This window comes from Parvularcula mediterranea (assembly GCF_013085255.1).
GTDB classification, from domain to species: domain Bacteria; phylum Pseudomonadota; class Alphaproteobacteria; order Caulobacterales; family Parvularculaceae; genus Parvularcula; species Parvularcula mediterranea.
Window position 1 is genome coordinate 1 of the sequence record NZ_JABFCX010000002.1, and the last position, 16,653, is coordinate 16,653.

A 16,653-nucleotide genomic window follows, 5' to 3' on the forward strand; every position below is an offset into this window, starting at 1 on the left:
GCAGGGAGACCTTCCCGGCGCGCTGTCATCCTATGAGGCGGGCCTTGCGATCGCAGAAGAGCTTGCCGGGCGTGACGCCGGGAACACGGAATGGCAGCGTGACCTGTCGGTCAGCCATAACAAGATCGGCGATGTCCGGAGAGCGCAGGGAGACCTTCCCGGCGCGCTGTCATCCTATGAGGCGGGCCTTGCGATCGCAGAAGAGCTTGCCGGGCGTGACGCCGGGAACACGGAATGGCAGCGTGACCTGTCGGTCAGCCATAACAAGATCGGCGATGTCCGGAGAACGCAGGGAGACCTTCCCGGCGCGCTGTCATCCTATGAGGCGGGCCTTGCGATCGCAGAAGAGCTTGCCGGGCGTGACGCCGGGAACACGGGATGGCAGCGTGACCTGTCGATTAGCCATGACAGGATCGGCGATGTCCGCGTGGCGCAGGGAGACCTTCCCGGCGCGCTGTCATCCTATGAGGCGGGCCTTGCGATCCGGGAAGAGCTTGCCGGGCGTGACGCCGGGAACACGGAATGGCAGCGTGACCTGTCGGTCAGCCATAACAAGATCGGCGATGTCCGCGTGGCGCAGGGAGACCTTCCCGGCGCGCTGTCATCCTATGAGGCGGGCCTTGCGATCCGGGAAGAGCTTGCCGGGCGTGACGCCGGGAAAACGGAATGGCAACAGGACATTTGGTTTGGTCTTATGAAACTGGCACTGCTGCCCCGAACGATAATACTTCGAGAGAAAGCCTTGGACTATGCCGAACGCGGGCTCGCCATTGGGAGAGTACTGGTTGATAGGGACCCTACGAACGTCGTTTGGGCGCGAGCGCTCGATTCCACAGTTCAGGTCCTCGAGGGTCTCAGGGCTGAATAGCCACCAACTTATCCCCGCTCCACCCCCATCCTCTAAAACACCATCCGTTGGCTGAAGGACGCGGGCTGAGCCGGTCGTTCCGTTTCTTGCTTCGGCTGCGGCGCCGGTGGGTGAGGGGGTGTCACGAGCCCTCGTGCCTGCTTGAGAGTTTGAAGTGCTTAGCCGCCGGGTCTCAAAGCCCCGCGGACATGGCCTCTCGCATAAAGCGCTGCCGGGCGCGGCTTTGGCCGTGTACCTACTAAACTTGCTGAGCACGGCCCAAACCGCGCCCGGACACCCGCATCCCCGCCGAGGCCCTGGCCCCGGGCGGCGATTATTCGTGCCTCAAACCAATCAGAAAACCCGCGTGCCTGCATCCACCGCAATGAAGGCCGCGACCAGCAGGATCATCCCTGCGAACAGCCGGCGCCCCAGCTGCTGCCGCCCTTCGAGCGCCGCTGAGAGCTTCATGCCGAGGAGGCCGCCCATCGCGCCGCCTGCCAGCATCAGCACGACGAGCCGAGCATCGACCAGCCCCGACACAGCATAGCTCGCCGACGTCGTCGCGCCGAACGCTGCCACCGAGACCAGCGACGCCGCCGCAGCATGGGTCAGCGTCATCCCTGCAGCAGCCATCAGCCCAGGTACGATCAGGAACCCCCCGCCAATCCCAAAGAACCCCGACGCTCCACCAACCACCCCGCCCACGGGAAGAAGCCGCGCAAGCCGGCCCTTGGTCATGGAAACCGAAGGATCACCAAGGCTCTTCGGCTTACGGAACATCGCGAGGGCCACCGCTGCCATCGCCCCTGAGAAAGCGAGCAGCAAAACATCATCCGCCGTCGCCTTGGCCAGCGAAGCTCCGATCAGTGCACCGCCCATCCCGGCAAGCGCAAAGGTCAAGGCACAGGCCCATTTTACCCTCCCCGCTCGCCAATGCCCTAAAAGACCAAAGAGAGCGATGGCAGCCACACCTGCTGCAGAAGTGCCAAGGGCGAGGTGCGTATCACCCACGCCCACCACATAGAGAAGGAGAGGAGCCGCCAGCACCGATCCTCCGCCCCCGAACGTTCCGAGCAGCACGCCAACCAGCGCGCCGCTCATCAGCGTCAGGAGCATCGCGGTGAGATCGAGGCTCAGCTCCATCAGGTCAGGCAGCCGCCGTCCGGTTCCAGGGCATCGCGCCCAAAAGCTTGGCCATGCCGCACCAGCCGCTGACGCCAGCAAAGGTCAGGCCAGCTCCGATGAAGGCCGACAGGCCAAAGAAGGCCGGGTTGACGAGGAAGCCGAGGATGACACCGAGAAGGGTGAGGCTGCCCGCTGTGATCTGCACCTGGCGCATGATCTCAAGGGGCGCACTCTCGTTCTTCTTTGTGGGAAGACCAGCGGCCTGCCAGCCCATGAGGCCGCCTTCGAGGATCATGGCATCGTCGCCGACCGCCGCTTCGAGCGCTGCGCAGTGCACGTCGGTGCGGTTGCCAGAGCGGCACATGAAGGCCACGCGTTCGCCATGCGGAAGGTCCGCCTCTCCCGACTGGATCTTAGTCAGCGGCACAGAGCGGGCACCCGCCACATGTTCTCGCGCGAACTCGTCAGGGTCGCGAATGTCGATCAGGGTGAGGCTGCCATCCGCCATGCGCGTCCTGGCTTCTTCGGCCTTGATTTTCGTGAGCGTCGTCATTTGAGCATCTCCGGACAATAGATCGAGGCAAGGGTCTCGATGATGGAAACAACCCCCGGGTTGGCAATCCTGTAGTACACTGATTGCCCCTGTTTGCGGGTGGCAACGAGGCCCTCCGCTCTCAAAACGGCCAAGTGCTGGGAAAGGGCAGATTGACTGAGGGGGAAACCCTCTCCCAGCGCCCCAACCGAGAGTTCCCCACCGCCGAGGCGGCAAAGGATCATCAGGCGGTTGGGGTTACCCATGGTTCGTAGGAGGCCAGCGGCGTCTGAAGCCTTGGCCGCGAAATCCTCCGGTAGTCGTTCGAGTACTGCGTTCATGAGATCAATATATAAGCCCTTGCTAATTTAGCAACCCCTAATATATAAGAGCTGCACACGGAGGCTCAGACCATGGCAAATCCTGACGTTCAGGCGTTCTTTGACGAGGTCACGAACACGATCAGCTACATCGTCTCAGACCCCGCCACGAAGAAAGCGGCGATCATCGACCCGGTGCTGGACTTTGATCTGGCGGCCGCCCGGACGTCGACGGAGAGTGCTTCCGAGATGCTGGGTGTGGTCGCAGAGCAGGGGCTGACCGTCGATTGGATCCTCGAGACCCACGCGCACGCTGACCATTTGACCTCTGCCAAGGTTCTTGCAGAGAAGACCGGCGCGAAGATCGGTATCGGCACGGATATCACCGAGGTCCAGACCAAGTTCGCGCCGCTCTTTGGTGTCGAAAGCGAGGAGGCAGCTGCGGATGTTTTCGACAAGCTGTTCGTGGACGGAGAGACTTTCCAGATCGGCTCATTGGACGTCCGCGTACTTCATACGCCGGGACATACACCCGCCTGCATCAGCTATCAGATCGGCGATGCGATCTTCGTGGGCGACACGCTCTTCATGCCGGACTTCGGGACGGCGCGATCGGACTTTCCGGGCGGCGATGCCCGGACGCTCTACCGCTCGATCCAAAAGATCCTCTCTCTCGCTGAGGAGACGCGGGTCTTCGTCGGACACGACTACCTGCCAAAGGGTCGTGAGACCTACCAGTGGGAGACGACTGTCGGAGAACAGAAACGCTCCAACATCCATGTTGGCGCGGGCAAGACGGAGGAGCAATTCGTCAGCATGCGTGAGACACGGGACAAGACCCTCGGCGCACCCAAGCTCATCCTGCCTTCGCTGCAGGTGAACATCCGCGGCGGTTCGATGCCCGAAGCCGATGATGACGGGACGGTCTACCTGCGCCTGCCCATCAACAAGATGGGCTGAGGTCAGATGATCTTGGTGGGGATCGAAAACCAGAACTCGTTCAGGCTGTCGCCGATCCGGTTGTAGCCAAGCTCTCCGCCCATCGACTCAGTCGTGGCGCGGGAGAGCGCGAGGCCGATGCCTGCGCCGTCTCTTTCTCTCGTGGAGGACATGTCGGCTTGGGTGAACGCTTCGAAGATGCTGGCCCGAAGCTCGCGAGGGATCTCAGCGCCGGGGCTCCTTACGGAGAAGAGGTACTCGTCGCGACCGGTCCAGTAGCGGCGCTCAACGCTCAGCGTGACTTGCGGCCTCGATCCGAACTTGAAGCCGTTTCCGATGAGATGGCGAAGGACCCGGCGAAGCTTCGTCATGTCTGCCTTAATGGTCTCAGGAACATCAGCCTCCGGAAGGAAGCGGACCTGCCCTGTCACTTCGCCAGCATGATCGATGCTCTCGACAACGTCATCCACGAGCTTGCTGAGCTCTACCGGTTCGAACGCGGAGCATTCATTGCCAGCTTCGAGGGCGGAATAATCCAGCACATCTTCAAGCAGGAACTGCAGACGCTGGGCGCATTTCAGCGCGATGGAGAGGCTGGCCTTGGCGGTTTCATCTTTGACCTGCTCAACGGCAAGGTCGACCGATCCGATGATGCCCGTCATTGGTGTACGGATCTCATGGGAGATCGCAGACAGGAAGCTCGACCGGGCGCGGTGCGCCATTTCGGCCTGCCGCGCTCTCTCGGTCAGCTCGCGGCGCAGGCGGATCTGGTCGGTGATGTCCTGAAACGATCCGTAGGCGGCCACGACCTGTCCATCGACAATCGAAGGCCTGCCAATGGCGCGCACCTGCTTCGGCCGACCGGTAGCATCGACCAGCGGCAGTTCGACTTCGTAGGGGACGCCTTCGTTGAGGCACCGCCCAACGGCCCGCGTGATCGTCTCGCGCGCCTCGGGAGCGTAGAAATCGATGGCACCGGAGAGATCGACATCGCCATTCGGATCGAGGCCGTGGATCACATAGGTCTCGCGCGTCCAGGTCAGGTCACCCGACGCCTTCTCGAGCCACCAGCCCCCGACATGCGCTGCCCGCGAGAGCGCATCGAGAAGTGCCTCCCGCTTGTCGCCCTCGGACGCGCCCGTTGCTTCGCTAGCAGTCTCGGCGGCAATCGACACACTTCCCCCGGCAATGATCCTCGCCGGGAGTTTTGCGCAGTAGGTTTGCTAAACGATGGACAGGCCGCACCGCTTTCTAGCGATGCTTTCACGATCCCGCGTGGCGGGAGCCTAGATCTTTTCGCTGACCTTGATGGCGACCTTGCAGCCAGCCGTGATCAGGCCGCGCAGGAGCGAATAGCCGGGTGCTTCCTCGGCGCCCTCGGCGATCGCAGTGTCATGGTGCCCGAGCTCGTCTTCGCGGAACTCGGCAAAGGTATCGCGGAGCTCGTCCTCGCCCTTGTTCTCGAGCTCGTCGACCTGCTCCTGGTAGTGTTTTTCGATGACGCTCTCGACCGCCGATGTGCAGGCCATGGCAGCCTTCTCGCCCATCAGTGCCGTGCCAGCTCCCAGAGCAAAGCCTGCGGCGTTCCAGAGAGGAGCGAAGAGCGTTGGCCTGACGCCTCGCTCGGTCAGCATTCGGTCGAAGGTTTCGAGGTGCTTCTCCTCGCCTTCTTCCATCTCGCGGAGGAGGTCGGTCATCCGCGCCTTGTGCTTGAGCTTCTCGAAGACCGCGCGCTGGCCCTTGTAGATCTGCACCGCGCCATACTCACCGGCATGATCGACACGCAGCATCTCCTCGGTCCTACGGCCGAGATGGGTCGGTTTCTTCGGCAGGGTTGCTGCTTCAGCCATGGCTACCTTCGGTGACGGCGGGGCCAGTCAGCCGATCTTGGCGGAGACCCTTCGCGATACGCATGCAGGAGAACCCTGTGATCATCGCGAGCGCAAGGGAAATCAGCGCGTTGTATCCGGCCATGGAAATGCCGAGCATCCGCCACGCCGCTTCGGAGCAGCTGGGACCTTCAGCGGGCCGTTCGAGTTCGGAGAGGAAATCCCCGGAGCTGATGGCTGTGGTATCAATGTTCCCGACGGCCGAGCATTGCTTGGGGCCTTCCCAGAAGCCCCATTCGACACCGGCATGATAGCCCGCGAGCCCGGTCGAGAAGACATAGAGGAGGCAGATCGCGCCGAGGGCGGCGGCAAGGATGCGGTCCACCTTCCCAAACGCAGCGACGAGGCCGAGAGTCATCACCGCGCCGGCAATCGCCGCCCAATGGGCTTCACGCTGGTCTAGGCAAAGGAGGCAAGGCGGCATACCGCCAACCCGCTCAAACAGATGCGCACCAACGATGAGCAGGCCGCTCGCGGCGAGGGCCGCGATGACTGCGTTGCGAGGCTCGATAAGGCGCGCAATCCGTTGATCCATGACTCAGACCTAGAAGCGTTCACGAGGCGAAGAAAGCGCTGCAAGCGCCACAGTGCGGGTAAGTCGCAGGCCCCTAGAGCCTTGAAACGATGAGGTCCTTCAACGCCGAAATCCCTTCGGCTCCCACGAAGATCAGAAGGAACACCCAGCAGACACTTGCCGTCAGCCCGAGGAGGATCAGGAACCCGTCGCGCTGGAGAAGGCCAACCGACGCAATTGCCACACCAATACCCGGAGGTGTGTTGGTCATGGGCAGAGGCACGAGAATTGACGCCGCAGGGATCAGCATCAGCGCCCCGATGATGCGCGCACCGACACCGTCTGAAAGAAAGGTCAGCCGAGGCGCTGAGAGGTTCTCAACGAACCCGATCGTCTTGCGCGCCCGGTCCACGACGTTCTTCAGCCCCTTCACGGAGATCTGCCGTTCGCCCAGTGCCTTGGGCAGCCAGGGATGCTCACGTCCCGCCGCCAGCTGCGCCGCAAGGGCGAGCATGGGCAGCGCCACGATCTGCGGAATGCCGTAGAGGAAAGGGATCGCACAGGGCAGGGCAAGGATCAGGATACCAAGACCAAACGCCCGCTCATCCAGCGCATCAATCAGCTCCGCCAGCGTGATCTTCTTCTCCTCACCCTCAGGCAGGGCCTCCTTCGGCTCGAAGCGCTCGAGCACGTTGGAGAGGAGAACAGTGACCCGCGGCGCGGCGCTGTCTGATGAGCTCATGGAAGGTCCCTTCGTCGAGACCCTTCGGTTAGCCCGCGTCCGTTAAGAAACCAAGCGGCTCTGACGGCTCTGGACATGCGCCGCAACGCGACTAAACCAAGGCTTCCGTGCGGGTATGGCGGAATTGGTAGACGCAGGGGATTCAAAATCCCCCGGTGGCAACACCTTGTCGGTTCGAGTCCGACTACCCGTACCATTTCTTTTATCTCACGGCGCGTGGCGCCTCCGATGGGGCGGGCCTGACCGGCCCGGACGCACGCTTGTGCGCCTTCCAGCGGAACCGTTGAGATGAAGGCACAGCGGCGCAACTTGCCCCTCCCTCTCCCTAGGGGAGAGGGACCGAGGGAGAGGGGCTTCTGTGCCACGCATTGGGCTCCTTCCCCTATCGCAGCATCGAAGATGCTAGTCTCTCCCAACGCAGAGACAGGCCCAGCGAACCATAGCTTGGATTTCCGCGTTCGCTCTCCACATCAGAACCAAGACTACTGGGAGCCAAGCCATGACCGAACAAGCCAAGGGCCTCGACAAGGCCGCTCTGCGCCGGATCATCGAATCGACCGTCGTTGCGGCTGGCGAGCCTGACCCCTCGACCCTCCCGCACCTCATTCGCCAGCGCCTCGAAGGCCAGGCGACGGGAGAGCTGGATCTCGACCAGTACATCCAGCAGGTGCTGCGCGAGATGAAGAAGGCCTGACGCTTCGGAACCCTCTCCTAACCGTATTCTCGGCCGCCTTGAGGTTGCCACACTCAAGGGGCAAAGAAGCGGCCATGCTGCGGACAGGGCTGATCATCGCATGGCTCTTCGGCGCGCTGCTTCCCGCAGCCGCGCAGGACGACGCGCCGCGTCCGCTCTGGTCGGGCAGCCAGACTCTCTCCGACGACAGCCTGTTTGAAGCCTTCCGCAGCTACCGCGACAAGACCCGCTTCATCAGTGAGCCGATCATCGAAGGCGAAGCGCTTCCAGACTTCCTCAAGCGCATGGGCGTGATGGACAGCGACGCTGAAGCTGCCAGCAAGGTTTTCTTTGAAGCGGCTGAGCTCGAGAGGCTTCCTGAAGGTACGACCGTCAGGGTCAAGTTCATGAACGGCCCCGCCACGGTCTATCAGGTGGCAGGCGGCCGCTACCCCCGTGCGCTCCTCGCCATGGAAGTCTTCCTCGGCACCGACCGCCAGATCGTCGTGGGACGGACGGCCGATGGCTTCGAAGCCCAGAGCCGCCCGGTTGAGCTTGAGACCCGCTACGCAGCTGCTGCTGGCGAGATCAACCGCTCGCTCTTCTCCGCTGCCTTCGGCGCCGACGTTCCAAGGGAAGTCATGCTGCGCTTCGCCGACGTCTTTGCCTTCGACGTCGACTTCGCGCGAGAGATCTTCCGCGGCGACCGCTTCGAAGTCGTCTACGAAATACTCCTCGACAGCGCAGGCAACGAGGTCGGCTATGGCGACATCGTCTTCGCAGCGCTGACCTGGCGCGGCGGGATCGAGGCGAAGGGCTATTACCGTTACAAGCCTGAGGGCGCAGAGGAAGCTTCTTACTACGACGCCACGGGCAGGGACCCGCGCACGCTTCTCATGAAGACCCCGATCAACGGCGCCCGCGTGACCTCGCGCTTCGGGCGCAGGCGGCACCCGGTCCTTGGCTTCGTGAAGGGCCATGCAGGCATCGACTTCGGCGCGCCCCGCGGCACGCCTGTGCTCGCCGCTGGCGACGGGGTCGTAAAGCTCGCAGGCCCACGGGGCACGTTCGGCAATTACGTCCGGCTTGAGCATTCAGGCGGCATCGAGACGGCCTATGCCCACCTCGACCGCTTTGCCCCGGGCCTCAAGGAAGGCGACAAGGTCAGGCAGGGCGAGGTCATCGCCTATGTCGGCTCCACGGGCCGCTCCACGGGGCCCCACCTCCATTACGAGGTCCTCCGCGACGGAGAGCAGCAGAACCCCGAAACCGTGAAGGTTGCCGTCGGTGAGACCTTGACCGGAGAGGGGAAGGCACGCTTCGAGGGCAGGAGAGAAGGGGCGGACAGCCTTCGCATCACGCCCTTCGCAGTTGCAGAGGCAAGACTTCCGTAACCATTTGCGGGCTGCTTCGGAGTTCAAAGTTTCAGGCAGGAGAACCAGCCATGTCGCAGCCCGTCGACGTCACCTTCGCATCGCTTCTCGCATCGCGGCTCTGCCACGACCTCATTAATCCAGCAGGCGCGCTCAATACCGGTCTCGACGTCCTGGCGACCGAGAGCGACCCTGAGATGCGTCAGCATGCGGAGAGCCTGGTCGCTGAATCGACCTCGCGGCTTCTTGCTACGATCGACTTCGCACGGACGGCTTACGGCGCATCGGGTGGAGCCGAGGGTTCTCTCGGTACGGACGACCTCAAGCGCCTGACGGAGAAGCTCTACGAGCACCTGAAGCCGACGCTGGTCTGGGCGCTCGATACGGGTGCAGTCTCCAAGCTCGAGGGCAGGGCGCTCCTCAACATGCTGCTGCTGGGTGAGCGGCTGGTCCCCCGCAATGGCTCTGAAGTCAGGGTCGAGCGTGAGGGTGATGCCATCCTGCTCGTCGCCACCGGACCTCGCGCGCGCCTGCCCGAAGACATCGACGCTGCCCTCAAAGGCGAGACCGTCGAGGAAGAGCCGAAGATCATGCCGGCGCGCCTGGCGCACAGCCTTGCAACGTCAGCTGGCAAGACGATCACCACTTCCGTTGGCGAAGAAGTCATAACCCTCAGACTTTCCTAAACTTTGTCCCTTATCCTTAAACGCGGGTTGAGCCTGTTTGGCTGACAACCGGCGAGAACAGGGAGAGGGCAAAATGAGCAAGTGTCTGGTCATCGAGGATTCCGAACGCGTCCGTGAGGTGCTGTCGGATATCGTCGGCAAGCTCGGCCTCGACGTGGAGACCGCGTCGAGCGCTGCCGAGGGGCTCGAGACGATTGCGGTGGATGAGCCGGACGTGATCCTCCTCGACTGGGACCTGCCAAAGCTTGGTGCGCTGGACCTGCTCGCAGGGCTCGCGGACCGCGGCGCTTCGCGGAGGCCTGCGGTCATCCTTCTGGCGACAGAGAATGAGCCCAAGCAATTCGCGCTCGCGCGGGCGGCAGGGGCCAGCCACTATGTCCTCAAGCCTTATGACCTCGACACCATTGCAGGCGCGCTGCAGGGCTGCGGCTTCGAGGTGAAGCGCGCCGCTTAGACCGAAAGCTCAATGCCGCGGAGGATCAGCCTCAGCGCTGTCCTCGCGGCCTGCATACGGATGAAATCGCGCGAGCCTGCGGGGAAGACCCGACGCTCGGTGATCGTGCCGAAGCTTCCCGACAGGCCAAACCAGACGAGGCCCACGGGCTTCTCATCCGTTCCGCCGCCGGGGCCAGCGACGCCTGTGACCGAGACTGCGATGTCAGCCGAGGCCCGCTGCCGTGCGCCGAAGGCCATGTCGAAGGCCACCTCGCGGCTGACCGCTCCGTGCTCATCCAGAATGTCCTCCGAAACGCCGAGCAGGCTCGTCTTGGCTCCATTTGCGTAGGTGACGAAGCCGAAGGTGAAGGCTGCTGACGATCCGGGTACGGAGGTGAGGGCGGAGGAAATCATCCCGCCCGTGCAGCTTTCGGCTGTCGCGATCGTCAGTCCCTCCGTACTGGCGCGGGCGATGATCTCGTCGACGAGGGCGATGCTCTGGCGGTCGGTCATGCGGGGAGTGCCACGCTCGCCACGGCCTGCGCCGCGATGCCTTCGCCCCGGCCGGTGAAGCCCAGCTTCTCCGTGGTCGTTGCTTTCACCGCGACCCGGCTAAGGTCGATGCCCATGATCTCAGCCAGCGCGGCGCGCATGGCTTCACGGTGCGGGCCGACCTTGGGCGCCTCGCACATGATAGTTATGTCGCAATGGATGATCTTCCCGCCGCGCTTCTTCACGAGCTCTGCCGCGTGGTTGAGGAAGACGTGGCTCTTCGCGCCCCGCCACTGCTCGTCCGAAGGCGGAAAATGTTGGCCTATATCGCCGTCAGCCAACGCGCCGTAGATGGCGTCGGTCAGGGCGTGCATTCCGACATCAGCGTCGGAATGGCCTTTCAGCTTGTGCGTATGCGGAATGCGTACACCGCAGAGGGTCACATGATCGCCTTCCTCAAAGGCATGCACGTCAAAGCCAGAGCCGGTGCGGGTCTCCATGGCGCTCTCCAGTAGCCGGGCCGCCAGGACGAAGTCCTTGGGCCGGGTGATCTTGATGTTGCTGGGGTCGTCCTCGACCAGAGCGACGTCTCGGCCTGCCGCCTCGAAGAGGGAGGCGTCGTCGGTCATGTCCTCACGCTCGGCATACTGACGATGGACGTCGTGTATGTCGGAATAGCGGAAGCCTTGGGGCGTCTGCGCTCGCCAGAGGCCAGCGCGGGGGACGGTCTCCTCGATCGTGCCCCCATCCTTCTCGCGCTTCAGCGTGTCGGCGAGGGGAAGGGCAGCGATGGCCCCGCCTTTCTCGCTCGCGGCTGAGATGACGTCGTCGATGACCCGCGCGCTGACGAGCGGTCTCGCGCCGTCATGGATCAGGACGATGTCTGCGCCTTCGCCTTCGAGAGCCTTCAGCCCACGGAGGACGGAAGACTGCCGCTCAGCGCCGCCCCGAACCGGCGGCAGGACGCCTTCGAGACCCTCAGCAGCAGCGGCGAACAGCTCCTCATGCCCTTCTCCAATCACACAGAGGACGGCGCTCACGGCAGGGTGCTGAGCAAACGCACGGAGCGTCCGGCGAAGCACGGGCTCTCCGCCCAGTTCCTGGTACTGTTTGGGAATCTCGCCCCCTGCACGGAGGCCTTTCCCGGCGGCGACGATGAGCGCGACTGACTTCATGGCCCGCCCTTCGCAGAAACCGCGGGGAGGGGGTAGTCTTTGTTGTTTCGGAAATGGCATCACCTCTCCCTGCGGGAGAGGTCGAAATCTCCGATTTCGGGTGAGGGCGGGCAGCGCCTGGCGACAAAACACCCTCACTCGGCATCACAGATGCCGATCTCTCCCACAGGGAGAGATGAAGCCTGGCTCAGCGCTCCTTCCTCCCGACTCGCTTCGGAACCCTGCAAATGTTAAACTGCTCGTCGGTGTCGAAACGATGCCGATGGAAGGGGAGCCTGATGGGGCTGATTGGCAACATTCTGCGCGGGATCGTCTTGGCGGTCATTATCGCTGTGATCGCTGGACTTGGCGGCGCTATGGCAGCGAAGTTTCTCTGCGCCAATGGCTGCGCCTGGGCCGTCCCGCCTGCCGATCTCGTAGCCCAGCCTGCGCCGGGTGCCGGCGGCGGGCTGACCATGGCCATGCTGTTCGGCGGCCTGTCGGCTCTTGGCCTTGCCATTGCGCTGATCCCTCAGGAGTCGGTCAAATCGCTCGCCACGGTCTTCACAGCGGCCATCGCCTTTCTCGCCTTCCTTGTCTGGCTGCCCCGTGCCGAAGCGGAAGCTGAGCCCGAGCCAGAACCCATTCTTGAAGAGCCTGAGGTCGAGCCTGACCCCGTGGCGCAAGTCGCATCCTGCTCTACCGGAGAATTCCAGCGCGCTGGCAACTGCGTGCCCTGCTATGTCACCGACACGGTCGAGGAACCTGCCAAGCTTGCCTTCGAGTCGATCGATACCGGCGCCTACTGGCAGTACGCCAAGGACGACCGCGTGATGATGAGCGGCAGTGGCCGCACAGTCGGCAGCGCCGCCTCGTACCTTGCCAGTGATACGGCCCTCTGCAGCGCCGAAGCGCTTCTCGTCTACGGTTCGGCATCCGCCGATGGCTCCCGTGAGCGGAACGTCCGCCGGGCCCGCGACCGGGCCGAGAACCTCGCGGAAGCCATCCGCCGGGCCTGTACGGGCAGGGCAAGTGGCCTCCGCATCTACGCCCTCAGCCTCGGCCAGTCCGAGGCTCCTGAGGACGTCCCGGAGGACAGGGCGCTGGCCGTCTCCCTGATCCAGAAGCTCGACACTGACGCAGAGCTCTCGGGCAGCCTGATCCTCGACGAGCTTGGCTACGCCGTGGCGAGCGGTGGCCTGAACGCCCCGCTCATCGAGCGACGCGAGCGCTTCCCGCGCCCTTGGGCCGGTCCCAATGGTAACTCGTCGGCGCTCGATGTCAGGGCGCGCCCGATGACCTCGGTCAGGCGACTTGCCGACGGCGCGCCTGCTTCCTGCACGGCCGATCGGCAGCAGGGGCTTGACCCGCGGACATCTCTGCGGCAGTAGCCCGGGCTCGCGCAGGTGAGCTGCGCCACGTCGAAGACCGCAGGCACACCATAAGCCCTGCCGAGACGGCTGATAGCCTTCCCGGGCGCGTCCCCTCTGCCAAGCAGAGACTCGCGCCGATCTCCGCCGCGGTGTTTCTTCATCTGCCCAATGCGGAGACCTCTATGCCCCTTACAAGGGATCAGAAATCGGATCAGGTCGGTTGGTTCGAAAATGTCCTCAACGACAACGAAGTCGTTGTGGTCATGAAGAACGCCGGCATGACCGTCGCCCAGGTCACCGACCTGCGGAACAAGATGCGTGAAGCGGGTGGCGGCGTGAAAGTCGTCAAGAACCGCCTTGCGAAAATCGCCATCGGCGATCGTCCGGGTTCGGACGTCAAACAGTACTTCTCCGGTCCGACCTTCGTTGCCTATTCGGAAGATCCCGTCACGGCTCCGAAAGTCATCGTCAAATGGGCCAAGGACAATGAGAAGCTCGAAGTTCTCGAGATCCTCGGCGGCCTGATGGGTGAGACCGCTCTTGATGCCGCTGGCATCGACAGCCTTTCGAAAATGCCCTCGCGCGAAGAAGTCCTCTCTCAAATCTCCGGCAGCCTCACCGCTCCGTGGACGAACATTTCCGGTGCCATCGGCGCTCCGGCTGCCAACATTGCTGGCTGCCTGAAGACGATGACCGAAAAAGAAGACGCCTAACCCAATCCTCTTTCTACTGACTACCTAAGGAAACAAAACCATGGCAGACATCAAAGCTCTCGCTGACCAGCTCGTTGGCCTCACCCTCCTCGAAGCCAAAGAACTCCAGGACTACCTCAAAGACGAACACGGCATCGAGCCGGCCGCTGGCGGCGGCGTCGTGATGGCTGGCCCGGCTGGCGGCGACGGTGGCGGCGCAGCTGAAGAGAAGACCGAGTTCGACGTCATTCTCACTTCGGCTGGCGACAAGAAAATCAACGTCATCAAAGAAGTTCGCGGCATCACCGGCCTGGGCCTCAAAGAAGCCAAGGAGCTCGTCGAAGGCGCTCCGAAGCCGGTCAAAGAAGCCGTTTCGAAAGAAGAAGCCGAAGAGCTCAAAGGCAAGCTCGAAGCTGCTGGCGCTGGCGTCGAGGTCAAGTAACCTCGCTGCGCATAAGCGTTTTATTGAGAGCCCCGCGGCAGCGATGCCGCGGGGTTTTCTTTTGTCCTGAGGGTTCCTCTCAGGCTGGTCACTTGCGCCGGGGCCCGGCGCGGGGTTCCCTTCCGTAAGAACTGTCCGGGGAGGGATGGGATGAAGCGTTTTCTGATCGCCGCTGCTGTGCTTGGTATCGCCGCTTGCCAAGAGCAGGGGGTCCAAGAGGTCATCGAGGCCGAGCCGATGATGGTGGCCGACGAGGCTATCCCTGTGAGCGGAGCCCGCAAGCGCAGTGCCGCAGCTGCGCCGCCGCCTTCCTCCGGTGAGGCGGAAGCTCCCGTCGGGCAATATCTCGCCTACAGCTATCGCGCGGAACTGCGCCTCCCGGTGGAAGTCGTGAAGCCCATGGTGAGCGTCCACGAGCAGGCGTGCCGCGAAGCGGGGCCATCCGTCTGTCAGGTGCTCAACAGCTCCGTGGGCGGAAGGGTCGAGGACAGCGTCTACGGCCAGCTCTCCTTCCGGGCGAGCAAGCCCTTCATGGAAGCCTTCCGGAGCGGTCTCGCTGCGGAAGTGAATGCCGCCGAAGGGGAGGTGATCTCTGAATCCTCCTCCGTCGAGGACCTGACGCGACAGATCACTGACACCTCCGCGCGTCTCGATGCCCAGAAGAAGTTGCGCGACCGGCTGCTGCTCCTCCTTGAGAAGGACACGGACGATATCGGCGACCTCCTGCAGGTCGAGCGCGAGCTAGCGCGGGTGCAGGGCGAGATTGAGAGCACTGAGAGCTATCTGAAGGCTCTTGAGGCGCGGGTCTCGATGGACCGGATGGACCTGCGCTACCAGTCGATCCGCAAGGCGGTTGCGCCAAGCACCGGTGAGCCGCTCACCCGCGCTTTCCGGGACTTCTTTGGCATCGTCGCCGAGAGCCTCGCATCGGTGATCACGTTCGTCGCCGCCGCGCTGCCTTGGCTGATCGTCGCGATCCCGGGCTTCTTCATCGCCCGGCGATTCCTCCGCGCTGTGTTCCGGCGGGGGTAGGATGCCGACAAAACAAGCGTCTATCGACCTGTAGATCTTCGGCGAAATGCGCCTTTCCGCCGGATGTTCCTGTGCTAAGCTTTGAAGCCGGGTAAGGGTAGGGCGCTATGTTATTGGTATTTGGGGACGGCACGCAGCAGGCTGACGTGTCGGAAGAGGGCATTCGTCAGGCCGTGGCGAAGCTCCATCACTACCGGCTTCGGATGCTGACGCTCGTGAAGACGCAGACCGAATGGCTAATCGTGATCGCGTTCGAGGACTCGTTCGATCTCTACTATCTCGACGAGCCGAGCGTGGATTACCGGCGTCTCGATAATCTCACGGCCGTCGATGACGTGGTGCGGGTCCTTCGAGACTTTGCCGAGGGAGGTGACGCTTGGTCGACCGGCTTCAAGTCGATCACGCCGATGGAGTTCGACGAGGCGCTCGAGGATGAGCCCAATGAAGCCCTGACGGGGATCGCGAATGTTCCGTTCATGGCGACGATCGTCGCTGCCTTCGCTGTGAGGACCGACCTCGGATTCAACGGTTTCGTTGACGGCGCTATCGAGGGCGGTGTGGCAGGCCTGATCGGGGCGCTCTGCTCTGCGGTGGCAGGAGCGATGTTCAACGCGCGGCTACCGATCGTTCTCGGATTGCTGGTCACCGGCTTTGCGACCGTCGCGAGTATAGCGATCTTCCTTGGCGTCCGCTGGCTGGCGCTCGGCCTTCTCGGTTAGTCGCTCTTGCTAGCCTGCATCTCGGCGATGAGTGCTGCGTCCCGTGCTTTGGCTTTCTTGAAGGCGTCTCGGTTGGCGAGGCGTTCGATGTAGGCCGTAAAGACATCCTCCTTCGGGAGGGTGCCGAACTGCGTGCCGAAACCGATCTGGCTGCCGAGATAGACGTCAGCCATCGCGAAGCGTTCGCCGCAGGCATAGCTGTCCCGCGAGAGCTTCTCCTTCACCACGTCGAGGATCATCTCGTAGCTGCCAAAGCCAAAGGTCGCGGTTTGCTCCTTGGTGGGCTTGAAGCCCGCGGAGTGAAACGAGATCGCGCTCTCCATCGGCCCAGCGGCAAAGAACATCCACCGGTGATAGTCAGCGCTTTCCTCTGCCGACGGCGCGAGACCTGACTGAGGAAAGGCACTGGCGAGGTAGGCGCATATCGCGGCAGCCTCTGTCACCACCGCGCCATTGTGTTTGAGGGCAGGCACTTTCCCCATCGGGTTGATGGCGAGGTAGGCCTCGCCTTTCATCTCCGGGCCGTAGCTGATGATATGCTCGTTGTAGGGAGCGCCGGTCTCTTCCAGAGCCCAACGCGCGATCTGCCCGCGGGACATTGGGTTCGTGTAGAAATCGAGGGTCATGGCGCTCTCCTGTTCGCACGGGAACCCTCTAGAACATAGAAAGAA

General features: G+C 63.1%; 21 protein-coding genes and 1 tRNA gene. 12 read left to right on the top strand and 10 right to left on the bottom strand.

The window, feature by feature from the left end; genetic code table 11:
* On the top strand, window positions 1–868 hold an 868-nt coding region (locus HK107_RS00500), incomplete at its 5' end, for a tetratricopeptide repeat protein (RefSeq protein WP_173195745.1).
* 333 nt (window positions 869–1,201) lie between these two features.
* Here HK107_RS00500 and HK107_RS00505 read toward each other — a convergent pair.
* The 3 genes from HK107_RS00505 to HK107_RS00515 are packed head-to-tail and all read right to left on the bottom strand — an operon-like array spanning window position 1,202 to window position 2,848.
* Window positions 1,202–1,993 carry a sulfite exporter TauE/SafE family protein gene (locus HK107_RS00505; protein ID WP_173195747.1) on the bottom strand — a complete coding sequence of 264 codons (792 nt, stop codon included), beginning with the start codon at window positions 1,991–1,993 and terminating at the stop codon, window positions 1,202–1,204.
* Window positions 1,994–1,997: 4 nt separating this feature from the next.
* Window positions 1,998–2,528 (bottom strand): rhodanese family protein, encoded by a 531-nt coding sequence (locus HK107_RS00510; RefSeq protein ID WP_173195749.1) that lies wholly within the window; start codon window positions 2,526–2,528, stop codon window positions 1,998–2,000.
* Window positions 2,525–2,848, bottom strand: coding sequence for an ArsR/SmtB family transcription factor (locus tag HK107_RS00515; RefSeq protein ID WP_173195751.1), 324 nt, complete (start codon window positions 2,846–2,848; stop codon window positions 2,525–2,527). Before HK107_RS00515 ends, HK107_RS00510 begins: the two co-directional genes overlap by 4 nt.
* Before the next feature lie 72 nt (window positions 2,849–2,920).
* Here HK107_RS00515 and HK107_RS00520 point away from each other — a divergent pair, with 72 nt between their 5' ends.
* On the top strand, window positions 2,921–3,787 hold the full coding sequence (locus tag HK107_RS00520) for an MBL fold metallo-hydrolase (protein WP_173195753.1): 867 nt from the start codon (window positions 2,921–2,923) through the stop codon (window positions 3,785–3,787).
* 2 nt (window positions 3,788–3,789) lie between these two features.
* Here the strand turns inward: HK107_RS00520 and HK107_RS15910 are convergent, their stop codons facing one another.
* From HK107_RS15910 to HK107_RS00540, 4 genes are all read right to left on the bottom strand, one after another.
* Window positions 3,790–4,941: a PAS domain-containing sensor histidine kinase gene (locus tag HK107_RS15910; protein WP_173195755.1), complete on the bottom strand. Its 1,152-nt coding sequence runs from the start codon at window positions 4,939–4,941 to the stop codon at window positions 3,790–3,792.
* A gap of 111 nt (window positions 4,942–5,052) precedes the next feature.
* Entirely contained in the window at window positions 5,053–5,616 is a 564-nt protein-coding gene (locus HK107_RS00530; protein ID WP_173195757.1) for a demethoxyubiquinone hydroxylase family protein, read from the bottom strand.
* Window positions 5,609–6,190 (bottom strand): disulfide bond formation protein B, encoded by a 582-nt coding sequence (locus tag HK107_RS00535; protein WP_173195759.1) that lies wholly within the window; start codon window positions 6,188–6,190, stop codon window positions 5,609–5,611. The genes HK107_RS00530 and HK107_RS00535 overlap by 8 nt, the downstream gene beginning before the upstream one ends.
* 73 nt (window positions 6,191–6,263) lie before the next feature.
* Window positions 6,264–6,911: an exopolysaccharide biosynthesis protein gene (locus tag HK107_RS00540; protein WP_173195762.1), complete on the bottom strand. Its 648-nt coding sequence runs from the start codon at window positions 6,909–6,911 to the stop codon at window positions 6,264–6,266.
* 109 nt (window positions 6,912–7,020) lie between these two features.
* Between HK107_RS00540 and HK107_RS00545 the strand changes: the two genes are divergently transcribed.
* The 5 genes from HK107_RS00545 (at window position 7,021) to HK107_RS00565 (ending at window position 10,097) form a co-directional block, all read left to right on the top strand.
* A tRNA-Leu gene (locus HK107_RS00545) sits at window positions 7,021–7,107 on the top strand.
* A 303-nt stretch (window positions 7,108–7,410) separates the two neighbouring features.
* Window positions 7,411–7,605, top strand: coding sequence for a hypothetical protein (locus HK107_RS00550; RefSeq protein WP_173195764.1), 195 nt, complete (start codon window positions 7,411–7,413; stop codon window positions 7,603–7,605).
* 74 nt (window positions 7,606–7,679) lie between these two features.
* A complete protein-coding gene (locus HK107_RS00555; protein ID WP_173195766.1) occupies window positions 7,680–8,978 on the top strand; it encodes a M23 family metallopeptidase in 1,299 nt (432 codons plus the stop codon).
* Between the two features lie 50 nt (window positions 8,979–9,028).
* Window positions 9,029–9,643 (top strand): histidine phosphotransferase family protein, encoded by a 615-nt coding sequence (locus tag HK107_RS00560; RefSeq protein ID WP_173195768.1) that lies wholly within the window; start codon window positions 9,029–9,031, stop codon window positions 9,641–9,643.
* Window positions 9,644–9,716: 73 nt separating this feature from the next.
* Window positions 9,717–10,097: a response regulator gene (locus HK107_RS00565; protein ID WP_173195770.1), complete on the top strand. Its 381-nt coding sequence runs from the start codon at window positions 9,717–9,719 to the stop codon at window positions 10,095–10,097.
* Here the strand turns inward: HK107_RS00565 and HK107_RS00570 are convergent.
* Both HK107_RS00570 and HK107_RS00575 read right to left on the bottom strand, forming a co-directional pair.
* Window positions 10,094–10,591: a CinA family protein gene (locus HK107_RS00570; RefSeq protein WP_173195772.1), complete on the bottom strand. Its 498-nt coding sequence runs from the start codon at window positions 10,589–10,591 to the stop codon at window positions 10,094–10,096. The genes HK107_RS00565 and HK107_RS00570 overlap by 4 nt on opposite strands.
* The gene (locus tag HK107_RS00575; protein WP_173195775.1) at window positions 10,588–11,745 is read right to left on the bottom strand and encodes a bifunctional 2-C-methyl-D-erythritol 4-phosphate cytidylyltransferase/2-C-methyl-D-erythritol 2,4-cyclodiphosphate synthase; all 1,158 of its coding nucleotides are present in this window, start codon (window positions 11,743–11,745) and stop codon (window positions 10,588–10,590) included. The genes HK107_RS00570 and HK107_RS00575 overlap by 4 nt, the downstream gene beginning before the upstream one ends.
* A 278-nt stretch (window positions 11,746–12,023) precedes the next feature.
* Here HK107_RS00575 and HK107_RS00580 point away from each other — a divergent pair, with 278 nt between their 5' ends.
* The 5 genes from HK107_RS00580 to HK107_RS00600 all read left to right on the top strand — a co-directional run bounded on the left by HK107_RS00580 (window position 12,024) and on the right by HK107_RS00600 (window position 15,982).
* Window positions 12,024–13,115: a hypothetical protein gene (locus HK107_RS00580; protein ID WP_173195777.1), complete on the top strand. Its 1,092-nt coding sequence runs from the start codon at window positions 12,024–12,026 to the stop codon at window positions 13,113–13,115.
* A gap of 164 nt (window positions 13,116–13,279) precedes the next feature.
* The gene (gene rplJ / locus HK107_RS00585) at window positions 13,280–13,810 is read left to right on the top strand and encodes a 50S ribosomal protein L10 (protein ID WP_173195779.1); all 531 of its coding nucleotides are present in this window, start codon (window positions 13,280–13,282) and stop codon (window positions 13,808–13,810) included.
* A 40-nt stretch (window positions 13,811–13,850) separates the two neighbouring features.
* Window positions 13,851–14,231 (top strand): 50S ribosomal protein L7/L12, encoded by a 381-nt coding sequence (gene rplL, locus HK107_RS00590; protein WP_173195781.1) that lies wholly within the window; start codon window positions 13,851–13,853, stop codon window positions 14,229–14,231.
* Window positions 14,232–14,381: 150 nt separating this feature from the next.
* The gene (locus HK107_RS00595; protein ID WP_173195783.1) at window positions 14,382–15,263 is read left to right on the top strand and encodes a DUF4349 domain-containing protein; all 882 of its coding nucleotides are present in this window, start codon (window positions 14,382–14,384) and stop codon (window positions 15,261–15,263) included.
* Window positions 15,264–15,370: 107 nt separating this feature from the next.
* Window positions 15,371–15,982 (top strand): hypothetical protein, encoded by a 612-nt coding sequence (locus HK107_RS00600; protein ID WP_173195785.1) that lies wholly within the window; start codon window positions 15,371–15,373, stop codon window positions 15,980–15,982.
* Here the strand turns inward: HK107_RS00600 and HK107_RS00605 are convergent.
* Complete coding sequence (locus tag HK107_RS00605; protein WP_173195787.1) at window positions 15,979–16,608, bottom strand: glutathione S-transferase family protein; 630 nt, start codon at window positions 16,606–16,608, stop codon at window positions 15,979–15,981. The genes HK107_RS00600 and HK107_RS00605 overlap by 4 nt on opposite strands.
* Between the last annotated feature and the right edge of the window lie 45 nt (window positions 16,609–16,653).

What these genes read in the sequence shown, in the direction of transcription:
- HK107_RS00505 (WP_173195747.1), bottom strand. Translation starts at nt 1,993, where the DNA reads ATGGAGCTGAGCCTCGATCTCACCGCGATGCTCCTGACGCTGATGAGC.
- HK107_RS00510 (WP_173195749.1), bottom strand. Translation starts at nt 2,528, where the DNA reads ATGACGACGCTCACGAAAATCAAGGCCGAAGAAGCCAGGACGCGCATG.
- HK107_RS00515 (WP_173195751.1), bottom strand. Translation starts at nt 2,848, where the DNA reads ATGAACGCAGTACTCGAACGACTACCGGAGGATTTCGCGGCCAAGGCT.
- HK107_RS00520 (WP_173195753.1), top strand. Translation starts at nt 2,921, where the DNA reads ATGGCAAATCCTGACGTTCAGGCGTTCTTTGACGAGGTCACGAACACG.
- HK107_RS00530 (WP_173195757.1), bottom strand. Translation starts at nt 5,616, where the DNA reads ATGGCTGAAGCAGCAACCCTGCCGAAGAAACCGACCCATCTCGGCCGT.
- HK107_RS00535 (WP_173195759.1), bottom strand. Translation starts at nt 6,190, where the DNA reads ATGGATCAACGGATTGCGCGCCTTATCGAGCCTCGCAACGCAGTCATC.
- HK107_RS00540 (WP_173195762.1), bottom strand. Translation starts at nt 6,911, where the DNA reads ATGAGCTCATCAGACAGCGCCGCGCCGCGGGTCACTGTTCTCCTCTCC.
- HK107_RS00550 (WP_173195764.1), top strand. Translation starts at nt 7,411, where the DNA reads ATGACCGAACAAGCCAAGGGCCTCGACAAGGCCGCTCTGCGCCGGATC.
- HK107_RS00555 (WP_173195766.1), top strand. Translation starts at nt 7,680, where the DNA reads ATGCTGCGGACAGGGCTGATCATCGCATGGCTCTTCGGCGCGCTGCTT.
- HK107_RS00560 (WP_173195768.1), top strand. Translation starts at nt 9,029, where the DNA reads ATGTCGCAGCCCGTCGACGTCACCTTCGCATCGCTTCTCGCATCGCGG.
- HK107_RS00565 (WP_173195770.1), top strand. Translation starts at nt 9,717, where the DNA reads ATGAGCAAGTGTCTGGTCATCGAGGATTCCGAACGCGTCCGTGAGGTG.
- HK107_RS00570 (WP_173195772.1), bottom strand. Translation starts at nt 10,591, where the DNA reads ATGACCGACCGCCAGAGCATCGCCCTCGTCGACGAGATCATCGCCCGC.
- HK107_RS00575 (WP_173195775.1), bottom strand. Translation starts at nt 11,745, where the DNA reads ATGAAGTCAGTCGCGCTCATCGTCGCCGCCGGGAAAGGCCTCCGTGCA.
- HK107_RS00580 (WP_173195777.1), top strand. Translation starts at nt 12,024, where the DNA reads ATGGGGCTGATTGGCAACATTCTGCGCGGGATCGTCTTGGCGGTCATT.
- rplJ (WP_173195779.1), top strand. Translation starts at nt 13,280, where the DNA reads ATGCCCCTTACAAGGGATCAGAAATCGGATCAGGTCGGTTGGTTCGAA.
- rplL (WP_173195781.1), top strand. Translation starts at nt 13,851, where the DNA reads ATGGCAGACATCAAAGCTCTCGCTGACCAGCTCGTTGGCCTCACCCTC.
- HK107_RS00595 (WP_173195783.1), top strand. Translation starts at nt 14,382, where the DNA reads ATGAAGCGTTTTCTGATCGCCGCTGCTGTGCTTGGTATCGCCGCTTGC.
- HK107_RS00600 (WP_173195785.1), top strand. Translation starts at nt 15,371, where the DNA reads ATGTTATTGGTATTTGGGGACGGCACGCAGCAGGCTGACGTGTCGGAA.
- HK107_RS00605 (WP_173195787.1), bottom strand. Translation starts at nt 16,608, where the DNA reads ATGACCCTCGATTTCTACACGAACCCAATGTCCCGCGGGCAGATCGCG.